The 15,926-nt window shown below is 67.7% G+C and carries 15 protein-coding genes; 10 read left to right on the top strand and 5 right to left on the bottom strand.

Going from position 1 to position 15,926, the window contains the following annotated elements:
* Positions 1-85 precede the first annotated feature (85 nt).
* From ACGFIV_RS32395 to ACGFIV_RS32370, 6 genes are all read left to right on the top strand, one after another.
* The gene (locus ACGFIV_RS32395; protein WP_392838692.1) at positions 86-958 is read left to right on the top strand and encodes a phosphotransferase family protein; all 873 of its coding nucleotides are present in this window, start codon (positions 86-88) and stop codon (positions 956-958) included.
* 55 nt (positions 959-1,013) lie between these two features.
* Positions 1,014-2,198 (top strand): hypothetical protein, encoded by a 1,185-nt coding sequence (locus tag ACGFIV_RS32390; protein WP_392838689.1) that lies wholly within the window; start codon positions 1,014-1,016, stop codon positions 2,196-2,198.
* 343 nt (positions 2,199-2,541) lie between these two features.
* Positions 2,542-3,690: a DUF932 domain-containing protein gene (locus ACGFIV_RS32385; RefSeq protein WP_392838687.1), complete on the top strand. Its 1,149-nt coding sequence runs from the start codon at positions 2,542-2,544 to the stop codon at positions 3,688-3,690.
* A gap of 252 nt (positions 3,691-3,942) precedes the next feature.
* Complete coding sequence (locus tag ACGFIV_RS32380; protein WP_392838685.1) at positions 3,943-4,338, top strand: hypothetical protein; 396 nt, start codon at positions 3,943-3,945, stop codon at positions 4,336-4,338.
* Positions 4,329-4,868: a hypothetical protein gene (locus tag ACGFIV_RS32375; RefSeq protein WP_392838683.1), complete on the top strand. Its 540-nt coding sequence runs from the start codon at positions 4,329-4,331 to the stop codon at positions 4,866-4,868. Before ACGFIV_RS32380 ends, ACGFIV_RS32375 begins: the two co-directional genes overlap by 10 nt.
* Before the next feature lie 477 nt (positions 4,869-5,345).
* A complete protein-coding gene (locus ACGFIV_RS32370; RefSeq protein ID WP_392838681.1) occupies positions 5,346-5,828 on the top strand; it encodes a single-stranded DNA-binding protein in 483 nt (160 codons plus the stop codon).
* 35 nt (positions 5,829-5,863) lie between these two features.
* Here ACGFIV_RS32370 and ACGFIV_RS32365 read toward each other — a convergent pair whose 3' ends face one another.
* From ACGFIV_RS32365 to ACGFIV_RS32355, 3 genes are read right to left on the bottom strand one after another with little or no spacing between them, the layout of a single operon-like run.
* Positions 5,864-7,573 carry a hypothetical protein gene (locus tag ACGFIV_RS32365; RefSeq protein ID WP_392838679.1) on the bottom strand — a complete coding sequence of 570 codons (1,710 nt, stop codon included), beginning with the start codon at positions 7,571-7,573 and terminating at the stop codon, positions 5,864-5,866.
* The gene (locus ACGFIV_RS32360) at positions 7,570-7,893 is read right to left on the bottom strand and encodes a helix-turn-helix domain-containing protein (protein ID WP_392838677.1); all 324 of its coding nucleotides are present in this window, start codon (positions 7,891-7,893) and stop codon (positions 7,570-7,572) included. Before ACGFIV_RS32360 ends, ACGFIV_RS32365 begins: the two co-directional genes overlap by 4 nt.
* 4 nt (positions 7,894-7,897) lie before the next feature.
* Entirely contained in the window at positions 7,898-8,983 is a 1,086-nt protein-coding gene (locus ACGFIV_RS32355; RefSeq protein WP_392838675.1) for a tyrosine-type recombinase/integrase, read from the bottom strand.
* 201 nt (positions 8,984-9,184) lie between these two features.
* Here ACGFIV_RS32355 and ssb point away from each other — a divergent pair, with 201 nt between their 5' ends.
* From ssb to ACGFIV_RS32335, 4 genes are all read left to right on the top strand, one after another.
* Positions 9,185-9,613: a single-stranded DNA-binding protein gene (gene ssb / locus ACGFIV_RS32350; protein WP_392838673.1), complete on the top strand. Its 429-nt coding sequence runs from the start codon at positions 9,185-9,187 to the stop codon at positions 9,611-9,613.
* A gap of 85 nt (positions 9,614-9,698) precedes the next feature.
* The gene (locus ACGFIV_RS32345; RefSeq protein ID WP_392838671.1) at positions 9,699-10,877 is read left to right on the top strand and encodes a hypothetical protein; all 1,179 of its coding nucleotides are present in this window, start codon (positions 9,699-9,701) and stop codon (positions 10,875-10,877) included.
* Positions 10,878-10,966: 89 nt separating this feature from the next.
* Positions 10,967-11,737, top strand: coding sequence for a hypothetical protein (locus tag ACGFIV_RS32340; RefSeq protein WP_392838668.1), 771 nt, complete (start codon positions 10,967-10,969; stop codon positions 11,735-11,737).
* A complete protein-coding gene (locus tag ACGFIV_RS32335; protein WP_392838666.1) occupies positions 11,734-11,985 on the top strand; it encodes a hypothetical protein in 252 nt (83 codons plus the stop codon). Before ACGFIV_RS32340 ends, ACGFIV_RS32335 begins: the two co-directional genes overlap by 4 nt.
* A 493-nt stretch (positions 11,986-12,478) precedes the next feature.
* Here ACGFIV_RS32335 and ACGFIV_RS32330 read toward each other — a convergent pair whose 3' ends face one another.
* Positions 12,479-14,608: a DEAD/DEAH box helicase gene (locus tag ACGFIV_RS32330; RefSeq protein ID WP_392838664.1), complete on the bottom strand. Its 2,130-nt coding sequence runs from the start codon at positions 14,606-14,608 to the stop codon at positions 12,479-12,481.
* Positions 14,608-15,921, bottom strand: a complete 1,314-nt coding sequence (brxD, locus tag ACGFIV_RS32325) for a BREX system ATP-binding protein BrxD (protein WP_392838662.1) — start codon at positions 15,919-15,921, stop codon at positions 14,608-14,610. Before brxD ends, ACGFIV_RS32330 begins: the two co-directional genes overlap by 1 nt.
* Positions 15,922-15,926: the final 5 nt, after the last annotated feature.

The raw sequence follows: 15,926 nt of genomic DNA, 5'->3' as shown, positions 1-15,926 counted from the left end.
CCATCGCAACCAGATACGACAAACTCGCAGTCCGCTACCAAGCCGCCATCCACATAACCGCGATCAACGACTGGCTCACCAGGCTTTGAGACAGGGCCTAGCCCTGGACGACCTGCCCTGGCCGGCCGAGATCATCGCCGACCACAGCTGGCCCGGCACGTCCACCACGGTAATGCGGCTGCGCAAGCCCGACGGGCACCAGATGATCGTCAAACGCAACACCAGCTCCGACAGCTTCCAACGCGAGTACCGAGCCCTGGCCCACTGGACGCCCGTCCTGACCTCACAGGCCCCTCAACTCATCGACGTTGACGAGCGGCGCCAGACCCTTCTGATGACGGCAGTCCCCGGCCGGCCGCTGTCGACCCTGATCCTGACCGCCGACCAGGAGCGGGAGGCCTACCGGCAGGCCGGCCAGATCCTGCGCGCGCTGCACCAGGCTGGTCCCCGCCGCACCCTGTCCTCCTTCGGCCGTGACCGCGCCACCTACATCCGCGCCCAGTTCACCCACGGCATGGATCCACTCACCCCCGCCGAGATCGACCTCACCCACCAAGCCCTGGAACTCCTGGAGGCCATGCCCCCGCAACAAGCCCAGCCCTCCCATCTCGACTTCACCAGCCGCAACATCCTGTGGAACGACGAGCGATCCGCAGTCCTGGACTTCGAGACCAGCCGCTACGAAGCAGTCGGACGCGACTTCCTCCGCATCACCCAGCGCATCCTGCGCGACCGGCCCGATCTGCGCACCGCCTTCTACCACGGGTACGGCCGCGAACCCGACGCCGCCGAAAGAGAACTCATGCGGACCTGCGGCGTCACCGACGCCGCCGCCATCGTCGTCACCGCAACCGCAAACGGCCACCGAGCATTCGCCGCCGAAGCCCACCGTGCCCTCCGCGACGCGCTGCGCGCATGGCCGGCACCCGCGCCCGGCACCGCGGTCCCACATTCCTGAAACACCCATGACCGCTCTCGCGAACACACTGCCCCGAGGCCCACTGACCGGAGTGGTGGCGACCACAGACGTCCACTCCGCCCTCGATCACGCCGTACCACTACTCACTCACCTGCACCACACCCGCCCCCGCAGTTTGATCGTCGACAGCGGCGACTTCTTCGAGGGCCCGCACTATCAGCTCACCCGCGGCCGCGTGGAACGAGACATCCTCACCGAGCTCTACGACGTCATCGCACCCGGCAACCACGGCTGGACCCACCACTTCGACCCCGCCCTGCGCCGGATCACGGTGTGCGCGAACACCATCGACCGATCCACCGCAGCCCCACTCTTCCGTCCCCTCCACCATGCCCGGATCAGCGGCCGTCGCGTGGCCATCACCGCGGTCATCGGCGAGGGCGCCTTCGCCAGCATCGCGCCCGACCTGCGGGCCCACCATGACGTCATCAGTCCCATCTCCGCACTTCAACGCCTGCACCGCGCGCACCGCCACGAAGCCGACTCCTGGATCCTGCTCAGCCACAGCGGCTTCGCCCACGACATCGACCTCGCTCGGGAGTGCCCCTTCCTCGACCTCGTCTTCTCAGGACACTGCCACAGCAGCCGCAACGGCCCCACCCGGGTCGCCGGTGGCACCATCGTGGTCAAAGGGCGTGAACACGGCGCTGGTTACGCCACCGCCGAACTCCAACCCTCGGGCTGGACGGCGCGCTCACGCATCATGCCCCAGGCCGCGACCGCACCGGCGCAGCTGAATGCTCTCACCACACAGATCGCCAAGATCGACCAACAGCTTGATGAGTCCATCGGCCCTCTGCGTGAGCGGTGGCGAAACACCTCCCCCGACCCTGGCGAAGTCCTGGCCCGAACCGCTACTGCCATACGCGACCGCACGGGCGCCGGCGTCGTGCTCAACCACAGCGCACTGCGACAGAGGCACCTCCAAACCACCCTGACCAGACGACAACTCGCCGACCTGGCGCCCTACGACAACCGGCTCCTGTACGTCGACGTACAAGCTCACCACCTCGTCAACCTGCTGATAGAGATTGCCGCGCAAACCGGTCCACTCGCCGTAAGCCTCCACGACCGCCCGAGCGGCAGGCTGCTCACCACCGACTACCTCGCCCCCTACTTAGCCGACTCTGCCCACTCCGCGGATCTGCGGCTGAGCCACATCATTGGCGCAATATTGACCACCTCAGCCCCGTGGACAGCGATGGGATCGATGGACTGAGCGCGAGATAGTCGACACCATCCGCATAGCCGCCGACCGCTGGTTGGTGTCGCCTACAACTGCGTGGTGGCATAGAGGCGCGCTCGAGTGTTCATTGCTCCGTCCCGGGGTGTCGGGCCGTGCCCTCCCGGGCGGTTGTGGTGTTGCGCCGGCCTGGCGGAGGGCAACCCGGCTCTCGCTGCGCTCGTCCCGGCCGGGACACAGATCTTTTCCTCCTTCGTCGGAAAACATCTTGTCCACCCCGGACCGCCGGGTTGCCCACCGCGGGCGGCCGACGCATGGAGTTCTTCCGCCGGGAGGGCGGGCCCTCCGTCCTCCCCCGGACCGGAAGGGACACAGATCCATGACCACGCCTGCACCAGCCGAGGTGTTCACGACCCGGCACGCCGACCTGAAGGACCTGGTGACCCTGCTGCGCGACCAGCAGGGCCGCAAGGTCGACATCGTCGCCCCGCCCACCGCGCTGCGGGCCGAACGCGGTCACCTGATCATCTCCGGCACCGAGCCCATCCTGACCGCGACTGGTGTCACCACCACTGACGGCGTCTACCGGCCGACCGCCACGTGCGAGAAGGGCATCGCCGAGAAGCTCAAGATCCACCTGTCTTACCTGCGGAGATGCCGCGACGAGGCGATCGAGTTGTGGGACGTCAACGTCAACGGCTGGCTGGACCGGGTACCGCGCGACCACAAGTTCCTGATCCGCGGCTTCCGAGGTTCGGGTAGCGGACCCGGGGTCGCGCGGGCGCTGCTGTCGGACTCCTACAAGCGGGTCGATCACCTGGACGTGCTGACCGCCGCGCTGGACGGCGTGGAGCAGGCCGGGGTTCCGATCACGATCCAGGGCTGTGACCTGACCGAGCAGCGGATGTACGTGCGGGTCTACTCCCCGGCCGTCCAGGTGCTGGCGCCCAAGCTGCTGGAGGGCTACCGGAGCCCGTTCACCGGCGCCAGGGGCGCGGACAACCCGGTCGTCTGGGCCGGATTCGTGATCACCAACTCCGAGACCGGGTGCGGGGCCGCCGCGATCACCCCGCGGATCGTGTTCCAGGTCTGCGACAACGGCCACACCATCACCGCCGACTCCCACCGGACCGTGCACCTGGGCGGCAAGCTCGACGAAGGGGTCATCGACTGGAGCGGAGCGACCCACCAGAAGAACCTGGAACTCATCACCGCCAAGACCACCGACGCCGTCCGCCGCTTCCTGACCCCCGCCTACGTGCAGAAGATCGTGACCACGATGGAGGCCAAGGCCGGCGTCCCGATCGTCCGCCCGGCCGAGACCATCCAGAACCTCTCCCAGCACCTGCGCTTCTCCGACCAGCAGCAGGACGCGATCATGGGCCACTTCATCAAGGGCGGCGACCTCACCGCCGGCGGCGTGATGCACGCCGTCACCTCGGTCGCCCAGACCCTCGCCGACGCCGACGCCGCGCACGAGATGGAATCGCGCGCCCTGCAGGTCCTGCAGCTCGCCGCTCGCGGCTGACGCCTTCTTCCCGGCACCACCCTGGCCCCGCCCGGCCACCCGCCGGGCGGGGCTTTCGCATTCCCCGACCCCTTCACAGAAAGGTTAATGATGACGCGCCACCTTCGGGCCGTTCCCGCCTCTCCCGATGTCCGGGCCGCCCGACCGGCTTGCCTGAGTGATCCACCGAGCGAGGACGACGCCGAGATCTTCACCACCCGTGGCTTGGCCGGGGTTGTGTCGCGGGCCCAGCCCGGCGCCGAGGAGATCTGCGTGCAACGCTTCGAACGTGACGACGGAACGCTGATCATCTACATCGACGCCGGTGACATCGTCGTCTTTGTTTACGCCGGCCGGCCCACCGAAGCCAGCGCACGGGCCGGTGGCCAGCGCGACGCGGTCGTAGTGGACCTGCACCGGCGTACCGAGGCGGGCGAGCAGCGGCTGCACGTCCTGGTCGATGGTGCTCCCGCTCGACTGCTGAGGTTCGATCCCGCCCAGTTCCAGGTCCTCACGACCGCCGATCGCCGCAAGCGTGGGCTGGAGCTGGTGTGCGTCCGCTGCGGCAGCCGAGTCGAGACCGTGGCGCACCGTTTTCTCCACGTGTTGTTGGAGGCCGCCGCCGCGCACTCCTGCCCTCCCGGAAAGGGGGCTGAGTCGTGCGGTTGACCACCTACAACGGCGACCCTCTGCACAAGACGCCGGACACCGCCACGACCAGCGGATGGTGGTTCGTGCAGGAAGGCAGCCTGCACGTCAAGATGCACGATCGCTGGCGCGCGGAGGTCTGGTTGAACCCCGACCGGACGCACATGGCCCGGTTGAGGATCTACGACCATGACAGCGGCGCCGAATGGCTGGACGCCTCCTACTCCCGCGGTACCTGCGGCTCCGTCCCGTTCGAGCGTGCCGACCAGTTCATGCTGGAGGGCACGTTGCCCGGCTGGGGCGAGTGGCCCAGCGAACCCACCAGCAGCGGGCGCGTCCCGATGCCCACCTGCCTGTACTGCCAAGGCCCGGTCAGCCGCGCCGACCTGCTGGTCATCGGCTCCGGTCCCGCCCTGAGCAGGGTCTACCCCGAGCTCGCGGCGTGGGCGCCTCGCGCCCACCGCTCCTGCCACCAGGACCGCAAGCAGGAAGGGGCCGATGGCAACGCCCAGGCCGGCCCGCCGACGGCAACCGAGGGCGACTGCCCATGACGTCCTGCATTCGGGTCGTCAACTCCTTCCTCGGCGACGTCAGCGGCCCACCTACCACCCACGCCTCATTGATCGCCCATTGGCGGCCGACCGGCCGCCGCTCAGCCACCCGACACCGCAGAAAGGCATGTTAGTGAGTAACGACACCACCATTACCGTCGTCGGGAACCTCGTGGCCGACCCCGACCTCCGGTTCGTCCCCGTCCCCCGCGGGTTCGTGATTTCTGAAGGGTCTGTCCACTCGAACCCGGGGGTGGGCACCCGTGGATGAGCGTATCTGGATGCTTCGGTTCGGGAACTGGCGTGGGGCTCGGTCGGGGCGGTGGTGTCCGCGAGGAACGGCGGACGGGGTGGCTGCGAGGGCCGACCGCGCCGACTGTCGCGCCGCTGCCCCACCAAGCCAGGCCTTGGCCGCCTCGACGCTGGCCGATCTTCCTGTTCAGCCTCTTCCCCTCCAAGTGAAGGAGTAGCACCGTCATGTCCGTTGGAGACACCACCATTACCGTGATCGGGAACCTCACTGCCGATCCGGAGCTCAGGTTCAGTCAGCAGGGCGTCGCCGTCGCGGGATTCACCGTTGCGGCCTCCCGCCGGGTGTTCGATCAGGCGTCTGGTCAGTGGACCGACGGTGACACCTTGTTCATTCGGTGTTCGGCGTTTCGGCAGCTGGCCGAGAACGTTGTGGAGTCGCTGGCCAGGGGTTCACGGATCGTGGTCACCGGCCGGCTGCGGCAGCGTAGTTACGAGGACAAGGAAGGCATCAAGCGGACGGTCTTCGAGGTCGATGCCGAGGATGTTGGTCCGTCGTTGAAGTGGGCGACTGCCAAGGTCAACAAGGCTCAGCGTGATCGCGCCGCGCAGCCTGCCGACAGCCTCGCCCGGGAAACTGATCCGTGGGCCTTTGCGCCCGCTGCGACCGGCGGGTTCGGCGGGGGTTCGTCCAGCGAGCCGCCATTTTGACCGGGCTCGGGAGTTCGGTCATGGATGCGCGCACCTCACTCGAGCTCGTCGGTGCAATCCAGGTCAGGGTGGTTGATGGTCGCCGTGTAGCGTTCGGCACCGCCGATGGACAGCCCGAACAGATCGCAGAGCCGCCGGGTGTCGCCGCCGGTGGCGTGGGCTTCGTGCAGGATGCGGTCCTCACGGATGCGCTGGACCCGCATGCCGACCTTCTCGTTGACGTAGACGGTGCTGACCTGTCCGGTGCGTACGGCTGTGTAGACGTTGATGAACAGGTGGGGGTTGAGGGTCGTCGGCCATCGGGCGGCCCGGTGGTCGAGCCAGGCGGTCAAGCGCCGGCGGGCCAGGGCCGCCAGCAGGATGCTGCGGTCGCCGATGCGCAGCCGGACCCCGTCGAGGTCGGTGAGCAGCAGTTCACGCAGGTTATGGTTGCGCAGCCCGTGGAAGGCGGCCAGGGCCGTCATCGCGGCCCGGGCGGAGTCGTCGGAGTCCAGGGCTTGATGCAGCCCGGCGAGTTCGGCCAGGGGCAGCGGGTCGTTGGCCTCGGCTCTGCCGGTGCGGACACGGGTCATGGGGTTGGCGAAGATGACCTTCCGGCCTTTGAGGACCGTGAAGATCGACCGCAGGCCCTGGCCGACCGTGGCGCGCGCCGGTCCCTGGTGTGGGAGTGCGGCCAGGACGTCGCTGCGGGAGATCTCCCGCAGCGAGGTGTGACCGGCCGTGGCCCACGAGGTCAGGGTCGGCAACGCGAATCGCAGGTGGAGGCGGATGGTGGTGTGAGACCGCGGCAGCCGGCGCGGGGGGCTGGCGCTGCCGTCGCGCATCACCTGAAACCAGGTGCGCAGTTCGCCGGCCATCGGCTCGGGAAGCCCGCTGATCTTGTTGTGGAACCAGCCGGTCACCGAGGGTTCCCGGTCGTCGTTGAGCATGCCGGTCTCGGCGAGGATGTCCAGCACCGGCTGGGCTGCGAAGCGCTGGACCAACTCCAGGACCGCACTGGCCGTGATCGCAGCTCCCGGGGTGTCCTGAAGGGCGAGCAGGATACGGATCGCCGAGCGGGCGTCGACCTTGCGGGTGCGGCTCCAGCCGTAGCGGGTGGCGTGCTCGTCGGCGGCGAGCAGGAGCGCGGCGGCCAGGACGGGATCGCGGGGCTCGGGGACCTGGAGGTGCCCGCCGTTGCGCAGCCGGGTCAGGTCGCGGGCTGCGTCGAACAGCGTGAGCTGGCGATGCGGGACGGGATAGCCGGGCGGCAGGCCGATGCGGAGTGTGCCGGTGGAGGGGCGTGGCCGCTGCTGGTGGAAGGTATCGACGATGAACAGTTGCTGGCCGTGCCGGTTCGCCTCGGTCGCGGTGACGCCGCGGTGCAGGGTACGGACCAGTGCGGTCTGACGTCGGCACAACCGGCACAGGCCCTCGCCGTTCAACTCCGACCAGTCCCGGCAGGTGACGCACGCGCCTTCGCCCTTGGACACTCGGCGCCGCCAGCTTCGGCAGGCCTCACACAGCCAGCTGGTATGGCGGGTGGTGCCCCAGCCCAGGCAGCCCACGCACGAGTCGATGACGTGCGGGGCGAACCGGTGGCAGCGGCGGCACAGCCCGGCGGAGTAGTAGTCGCGGTCCGAGCCGCATTTGCGGCACGGCGGCGCGATACGCGGGCCGTCGGGGAGACAGTCGTAGCAGTGAGCATGCCGAGCGGTCGCCACCGGCTTGGCGCGACACCGCGTGCAGATGCGGGCGGCGGTCACAGCGGCGGCAGTGTCCGGTTGCGGCCCAGCCGCGGCGTGATGGACGCCCCGGCTCCGGCCGCCGAGGGCTCCTGCACCGTGCGCGGCTTGCGGGCCTTCACCTGCTCCGGCTCGCAGATCAGCAGGTCGGTGGGCGCGCACTCCAGCACGAAGCAGATCACGTCCAGGTCGTCCAGCCGGATCGTGGTCGGGGCCCCGGTCCACAGCGCCGACATTTTCCCGGCACTGATCTCCAGCCCCGCAGCGGCCAACCGCCGCCGCATCTCAGTCGATTTCCAGATACCTCGCTCAGCCGCTTTCATCCGCAGATTCCAGCGCATCACTTCACCTTCCCTGTGTCGCCAGCCGGGCCGCCACCCGGTCGTTGGCCTGCGCCCACGCGTTCTCAATGTGGTCATCGTGGACGTGGATGTAACGGGTCGTGGTCGAAAGCCAAGCATGGCCGAGCAATTCCTGGATCGCTTTCAAATCCATTCCTCGCGAATACAGAGAGGAGGCACAGAAATGTCGCAGCACGTGCGGGGTGAGCCGGCCGCGCCAGGCCGGAAGGCACTCCGCGACCATGGCCGTCAGTCCCGAGCGCAGCGCGTCGTCTCCGGCCCGCAGGCAGCGGCCGGTCATCCGGTCGCGGCGTTCACTGGGCAGCAGCGGCGCGTCGGGGTCGTCCCAGTCGTCGCCGAACTGGTGCCGGATGTCACCCAGCCACCACTCCATCAGCGCATCAACCGACTCGATGGCCGGGACCAGCCGGGTCTTGGGGCCCTTGCCGCGGCTGCCCTTGCCGAAGCGGACATGCAGTTTGCCGAGCTCACCCAGGTCCGGGCGCCAGTCCCGGATGTCCAGGTACACCGTCTCGCTGATCCGCAACCCGACCCGCCGCCACAGCGACGCAGCCATGTAGTCGCGCGCCGCCGGCAGGAACTTACGCGCCTGCGGCAAAGCCTCCCGCCACGCCGCGAACAGCCGCTCGATCTCATCCTCGCGCGGCGGCACCCGGATCGTCTGTCCGCTGGGATCAGATGGACGGTTGTACTCATCGATCGGCTGCACCAGCACATGCCCGGTAAGCGCATGGACGTCACCCTGATAGCGGAAGATCAGGAACTCGTAGAACTGTGCGAGCGTCTGCGACTTGCGCGCCACCGTCGTGGCGGCCAGCCCCAACTCCTTACGCTGATGCGCCAGGAACCGGTCCGCCAGATCTGGGGTCGCCTCCCACACCGGACGACCGGAGAACCGCAGGAACTGGAAGATCACCGATCGTTCCTCGGTGATGTGCCGGTCAGTGATCCCCGCCCCCGCCGATGCGAGCGCGTACTGATCGACCAGCTCCTGCTCGAAGTCCTCCAGCTCCTGAGCCGACCGAAGCCGCCGCGCGGTTCCCAACGACCGCACCACCGCCAGCGTCACGAACGCTCCGTTCCATCCCGAGCCTCAGCAGGCTCACCAATCCCGGCAACCACAGATAGATATCAGCGAACGGTCGGGAATTTCGACGAAACGACAAAATTCGCCAGAGACTCAACGAACCCAGGCTGGCCTGGCCATCCACCTGGCCAGCGGCGATCTCACCAGCAGCAACCCACGGGAGTTGGGATATCGGGCCGTGCCGTGGCCAGCGTCCGCGTCGCCTCGACTCCCCGATTCCTTGATCGATCCACGGGTGAGTGGAAGGACGCCGAAACCCTCTACATCACCTGCAACATCTGGGGCCGGCAAGGCGAGAACGTCGCCGAAAGCCTCCAGCGCGGCCACAAGGTCATCGTACGGGGGCGCCTCAAACAGCGTTCCTACGAAACCCCCGAAGGCGAGCGGCGGACGGTGGTGGAACTGGACGCCGAGGACATCGGCCCCTGCCTGGCCAACGCCACCGCCAAGGTCACCAAGGCCCAGCGCGTCATCGTTCCCGACTCTCCCGCCGGCCTGCCGCAGCCCTCTCCCGGCCCTTGGGATGCCCAGGCGGCGGCGCCTGCGGATCCGTGGACGGGTGCGCCCGTCCCCGCGGGCGTCGGCCCGAACTCCGCAACGCCCCCGTTCTGATCATTGGCCATTGCCGAAGGCCGCAGCCGAGCACCGGCCGCGGCCTTCGGCATTTCCGAAAGCGATGGAAGAAAGGAGGTCATGGGTGGCGAAGGTCGTCGTCTCTCTCGGCATGGGTGTCGACTCGGTCGGTGTGCTCACCCGGTTCCTGCTCGAACCGGAGACTCGTGATTTCGATCTGGACGATCTGATCGTGATGACGTCCATGACAGGAGATGAGTTCTCTGAGACGGCGGAGCACATGGAGAGGTTCGTTCTGCCGCTCATGCGCCGTTTCTCGGTCCGGTACGTGCAGCTTTCCCGGGGCGGCCAGCTCGCCGCTTCCCGGTATGCGGTGCTCGACGACTCCCGGCAGCCGCGGCGCATGCGCATGGCGGGCCCCTGGCGTCTGCGCGATGAGCAGCTCGGCAACGGCACCGTGCCGCAGTTCGCGAGCAACAGGCGTACGTGCTCGATCAAGAGCAAAGGAGAACCGCTGGACTGGTGGAAACAGGACAATCTGGACGGACAGCCTTACCAGCACGTCCTGGGGTTCTCCGCCGAAGAGGGCGACCGCATCCTGAAGGACTCCGTCTACGCCTCTTCTTCGCGGCTGGCCCGCTTTCCGCTGGCGGAATGGGGCTGGACGCGCGCGGACACGCGCGGCTATCTCCACGAAGTGTTCTCCACGGCATGGCCGAGGAGTTGCTGCGTCTACTGCCCATTCGCATTGTCGGACCCGGAGTATCTCGCCGGCAGATGGCGCAGAGAGCCGGAAGGCGCTGCTCTGGCCCTGCTCATGGAGCGGCGTTCCCTCGCCCTCAATCACCGGGCCACGCTGTTCTCCCGGGGCAGCGCCCTGCAGTTCGCGATCGACCACCGGCTCGACCATGTCCTGGCGCTCACCGAAGAGATGCTGCACGGTGGGCCGTGGGCCCTGTACGACGTGCGGCGCATCTATCACCCCGCGACCGATAAGCAGACCCGCCGGCACATCGCGACCAAGAAAGGCGCCGCATGGCGAAGCGTCACAACGCTCGCCGAAGGAACCAGGGATCAGATGGCAGGCGAGCTGCATCGCCTCGCCCGCAGCCACCGAGCCGAACCGCGGACCGATGAGTTCGCCATCACACGCGCACGAATCCGCGCGCCGGACGTGGGCCGCTACCCGGCCACCGAGCAATTCCTGAGCGTCGGCCCGGCCGGCGTCCACGACAAGCAGCGCAAAAGCTTCGCAGGCCTGTGGACCCGGCTCGTCGACCAGACCTCCCTGTTCGCGGCGTGACCCCAAGTCTCGATCACAGGCACGTTTCCACACGTCGGCGACCGGTACGGCTGGTCGTCCCTTATTACCTGTTCAGGAGAAACCGAACCATGGGCACTATCGCCTCCCAGCACATCATCACCACGCACAACCTGGCCGGCCGCCGCGTCCTGGTGCAGCAGACCGCCTGGACCAGCGGGGGCGTGAGCTTCGACGTTCTGGACACCGCGACCGGCGCGACGCTCACCCTGGCCGGGTCCTTCGTCGCCCCGCCCTCACCAGAGCAGATCACGGCCGTGCTGGCCGGGCTCGATCCCAGCGAATTCGGGCCGCCGGCCCGCCCCCGTCGACCCGCGACCGTGACCATGTCGACCGCCCGGTCAGGACCGTGTGTCCGTGGCGCGGCCGCGGCGGCGCGCGCCCGGCTCGGCGACACCGAGCTGCTGGGGTGGGTCGTCGGGGCGACGCTCGCCGAGCGCTACGACGAGGAGCTGCCGTTCGCGATCGAGACCATCCAGGACGTCGACCGGTTCCAGCGCGAGGTCTGCGACGCGATCCCGGACGGTTACACCCATCCAATCGAGCAGATCCGTGTATGGCCCAGCTCCGGCGAGCCCGATGCCCTCATCACCCTCGATCTGCCCACCGGGCTCCGCCTGGCGACCCTGACCGTCCAGGCGTGGCAGTTCGTCGCCCCGTCCCCCGGCGCCGGCACGCGCGAGAACATCGAGTTCGCCTTTGCCGAACTGCTGTACCAGGGCCATCGGCTGGCCGAGGAGTTCGAGCGCACGGTGAACGCCGTCCGGCCGCAGCCGTGGTGGCGACGGCGCCGTCCGCCCGGAGGGGGCCGTCACGGCCTTCTGGGTGGGAGGGCGGCATGAGCTTCCGCGTCTGGACCGTCTACGAGGTGGCCTGCGACGTTTGCGATGAGGTTCACGACTCAACCAGCGACAGCTACAGCGAGGCCGAAGCACTGCTCAGCGCCGAGCAGGACCGATGGTCCATCACCGGCGACGAAATCCGCTGCCCGCACTGCCCAGCCCCGATCACCCACCTCGCTTCATCTTTGCGTGACCGCACGCCTCGTTTGCCCTTGATCGGGCGCCGTTCCGCTTCGAGGACCTCGTGACCGCTGTCCGGCTAGAGATTCCCGTGGTGCCACCGTGGCAGGCACTAATCCGCCAGCTATCCGGCTGACCGGCTCCGGTAGGGCCTGTTCGATCGCGCCTCCTGGTGGGCGTCGCCGTCCTGTGGGTCTCGGCCGGCAAGGCGGTCCTGACCCGCCTTCCCATCTTGGAGTCCTTTGTCGAGTCGGTGGAACACGGCCGGTTCTGCCTTGGTGACGTCGTGCGTTGGACGGCCGTTATCCGCCACGTGGCGGACGGCAGCGCGCGTGTCGGCGTTCCCGCACTGGTACACCGGCCCGCCCGGGCCGGTCGACGACGCGCTCGCTGGGGGTCTGCCTTTCCCCGCACAGCCGGCCAGCCTCATCAGGCGTTGCAGTATCTGGCTTATCTATGGGAGGCGCCGGAAGGTCAGGCTTTGGAAACGGTGCTGACTAACCAGCAGCGACTCACAAGCAACGAGAAGCTGAATCGCCTCAAGCCTGACAGCGCCAACATTCAGGGCACATCATTCCCAAGCTGCAGACGGACTCCTTCAGTCAAGGTGGCGCGAGCCGCTTCGAAGTCGGCCAGGCGGGCGGCGACCGTCGCGACTGCCAGCCGCTCGGGCAACACGGTCGCGAACTTCAACCCATTGACGGCTCGACGATCGACATCTGGCAGCACTAGGAGTTGTCCGTCACCTACGCTTTCACAAGCCTCGCGCCAGGCGGCAGTCGTGAGATCCTCGCGCAGCCGGACGGAAAAGTCCGTTGGCCTCTGCACCGGATCGGTGACCGAGGGCAGCGTGGCTGCCAGGGTCGCGTTGGCTCGGTAGCCGGCCCAGGTCCACCAGCGTACGTCTTCACCATTTCTAGTGATCAACGTCCCACCGGGATGCACGACGCCGAGCGCCTCTTCCTCCCGCCATTCCGCCAGGCACGTCTGGGCTCGGCGGGTCAGCGACACCGGAGGGTCAGCGCCGAGCAGCACATCCCGCATCGCGCGGGTCAGGGCGAACGACAACCCGGAAATCCCGCTGCTGCTCCATCTGGCGATGCCGCCGCCGTCAGCCGGTTCGACGAAGACCCTCTTGCGAGTCCAGTCGATGAAGTTCACTCGCCAACTCCGGCCTCCCAGGAGCAGGAGGCGCGGTCCTTCTCGCTGCTCGGTCAGCACCGAGGTGTCGGTCTGCCCGATCTCTTGCCGTCCCGCCAGCACGGTGAACTGCGGCGGCGCGGTGAAGGACGCGGTGAGCTCAATGAAATGCCGTCGCCCGAAACGCCGCTCGGCCTCGGGCCCGATGAACAGAAGCCCGCTGTCTTCGTTGAGGTACCCCTCGCTGACCAGGTGGCGCAAGATAGGCCCTGCGGAGCGGTCGAAGGGGGCCAGCTCGTTCCACTCCTCAGCCCACACCTGATCACCGATCTTGAACTGCTGGAGTGTAACCGCCAGCAGTTGTTGCGCGACCAGATGACGCGGTTCCGGCGGCGGAATCACTGGTTCCACCCAGCCGCGCCCCCACAGCAGCAGCAGACCGGCAGCCTGGAGCAGAGTGTCCTTCCGCGTCGCGAGGAACAAGCAGTTGCGTACGCTGTCCGCCCGCCGTCCGGTTCGCCCGATCCGCTGGAGGAACGACGCGACCGTGCTCGGCGAGTCGATCTGGATCACTCGGTCCAGGTCTCCGACATCGATGCCGAGTTCGAGCGTGGACGTGGAGACGATGACGCAGTCACGGGCCTCGGCGAATGCCCGCTCCGACCGAGCCCGTTCCTCCACCGATAGAGAGGCATGCGACAGAAACACCGTCACCTCACGGGCGCGCAGCGCAGCCCCCAGTTGTTCCACCTGCCGACGCGAGTCGCAGAACACCAGCCGTTTCTCGCCTCGATGCAGTGTCGCGATCAGTTTCGCAGCGTTCTGAAGCGAGCCAACGTAGTCGAGTTCGACTTCACCGGCTGGGCGGGATGCCCCAGCCGATGGCGTCAGGTCCGGCGCGACCACCCGGCCGTTCCGCTTCCCCGCCTGGGCTCCTTGCAGCCAACTGAGCAGGTGTTCCGGATTGCCGACGGTCGCCGACAGTCCGATCCGCTGGATGGGTTGCCCGGTCACCCGCTCCAGCCGTTCCAGTACGGCCAGCAGGTGCCACCCGCGGTCGTCGCCGGCGAAGGCGTGTACCTCGTCGACGATCACCGCCCGGACCTGTCCCAACAGGTGCGCGTGATCGGTTTTCACCCCGATCAGCATCGCCTCCAGCGACTCGGGGGTGGTGAGCAGAATGTCCGGTGGATCCAGTCGGATCCGGCGCCGCTGCGATTCACGAACGTCGCCATGCCAGAGCGCGGCCCGCCGTCCGACCCACTGGGCGTAGCAGTCGACTCGTGGAGCCAGATTGTTGAGGAGCGCCTTGAGTGGGCACAGGTAGAGCACCGACACCCCGGTCCAATGCTTCCGGGTCATCGCGGACAGGATCGGAAAGCATGCTGCTTCCGTCTTGCCCCCAGCGGTAGGGGCGAGCAGCACCGCGTCGTCACCGTCCATCAGCGGCTCGATCGCCGCGCGCTGCAGTGGACGCAGGTCCGGCCAGCCGAGAGTGTTGACGATGTGATGCAACACAACCGGATCGAGCCGATCCAGCGGCTCCGCCATCACAGGTCCAGGTTGATGTCGTCGGCAGAGGCGGCGAGGTTTCGTTCGACGTCGGTGAGCTCGCCACTGGTCACAGTGAGCCGATAGTGCTGGCGGGGGTCGAAGTCCTCGAACTGGTCGATTCGGTCGAGCACGTCGCCCACGAGCTTCTTCAAGAACAACCGGGGCGCCACTCCCACCTTGCCGCCGAGCGCCCCGCCAACCGCTCGCGCCAAGTCGGCGATGTACGCGTCGTCAGCGAGAATCTTCACCCGCTCAGAAGATCCGATGGCGTACAGGTCGCGAATGGTCACCCCGAGGTCGACCAGCGACTCAAGGGTGAATCCGGACAACCGAAGCTGCACAGCACGGGGGTTGTCGAAGCGGGGATCGGTCGTGAAGTCGGTCGCGAGACGCTGAGCCAGCGGGGCGAGACGCTGCACGCCCTGCTGGGAGTCGAAGAACACCGGGGTGCCAGTGATCACAAGATACAGGCCGGGGAAGCGACCGGAATGAACTTCGTCGATGAGCTGACGCAGTGCATTGAGTCCCTTGTCACGGGCGTCGGAACGCACCCGCTGCAGGGTCTCGACCTCGTCCAGAACAACGAAGAGCCCCGGATGCCCGGTGTCGCGCAACACGGTGAGCAGCCCCTGCAGGAATCCCAACGCCCCAAAATGGTCGAGATCTCCGCGTACCCCAGCTGCCCGGCGAGCGGCGGCGGCCACGTGCGGCTGTCCACCGAGCCAGGCCAGCACAGCGGCGGCAGTCGCCTCGTCCCCGGCCGCAAGGGCGTTGCGGTAGCCGCGCAATGCCGTGGCGAAGGACGGTGCGTGCCGAGACACCTCAGCCAACCGGGCGACCAGCAGCTTCTCCACCTCGGCGGGGAGTTCCTCCTCGGTGGCTCCAGCAGCCAGGGCGTCCTCTTCCATTGCGTAGAACCACGCGTCCACGACCGGCCGCAGCGCGCTCGGCGGGAAACTGGCGGTGGTGAGATGTTCGATCAGTCTCCGGTAGACGGTCTCCAGCTTGTGCAAAGGGGTCTCGTTCTCGGAAATCTGGATCTCCGAGACGGCGAAGTTCCGGCGCTTGGCACGTTCCCCCAGCCAGCGTGTGAAGAACGTCTTGCCCGAGCCGTACTCCCCCCGAACAGCCTTGAACACCGACGACCCGGAGGCGACGGCCTCCAACTCGGCGTCAAGCGCCATCTCAAAGCGATCCAGACCAGTGGCGAGCAGATCAAGACCGCTCTCGGGTACGGCTCCGCGCCGCAGCGCGTCGATCACCGCACGCCGTCGCGTCGCGCTGACCTGTGATGACCGAACGTTACCCATGCCCA

Origin of the sequence: Sphaerisporangium sp. NPDC049003 (assembly GCF_043197795.1) — a bacterium.
In the GTDB taxonomy this organism is placed as follows: Bacteria; Actinomycetota; Actinomycetes; order Streptosporangiales; family Streptosporangiaceae; genus Sphaerisporangium.
Note: the sequence above shows the minus strand (reverse complement) of the source record. Positions and strands in the feature narration are given on the sequence as shown.

Coding starts and splice junctions, on each gene's coding strand:
- ACGFIV_RS32335 (WP_392838666.1), top strand. CDS start 11,734: ATGAGCTTCCGCGTCTGGACCGTCTACGAGGTGGCCTGCGACGTTTGC.
- ACGFIV_RS32385 (WP_392838687.1), top strand. CDS start 2,542: ATGACCACGCCTGCACCAGCCGAGGTGTTCACGACCCGGCACGCCGAC.
- ACGFIV_RS32370 (WP_392838681.1), top strand. CDS start 5,346: ATGTCCGTTGGAGACACCACCATTACCGTGATCGGGAACCTCACTGCC.
- ACGFIV_RS32330 (WP_392838664.1), bottom strand. CDS start 14,608: ATGGCGGAGCCGCTGGATCGGCTCGATCCGGTTGTGTTGCATCACATC.
- ACGFIV_RS32340 (WP_392838668.1), top strand. CDS start 10,967: ATGGGCACTATCGCCTCCCAGCACATCATCACCACGCACAACCTGGCC.
- ACGFIV_RS32360 (WP_392838677.1), bottom strand. CDS start 7,893: ATGCGCTGGAATCTGCGGATGAAAGCGGCTGAGCGAGGTATCTGGAAA.
- brxD (WP_392838662.1), bottom strand. CDS start 15,921: ATGGGTAACGTTCGGTCATCACAGGTCAGCGCGACGCGACGGCGTGCG.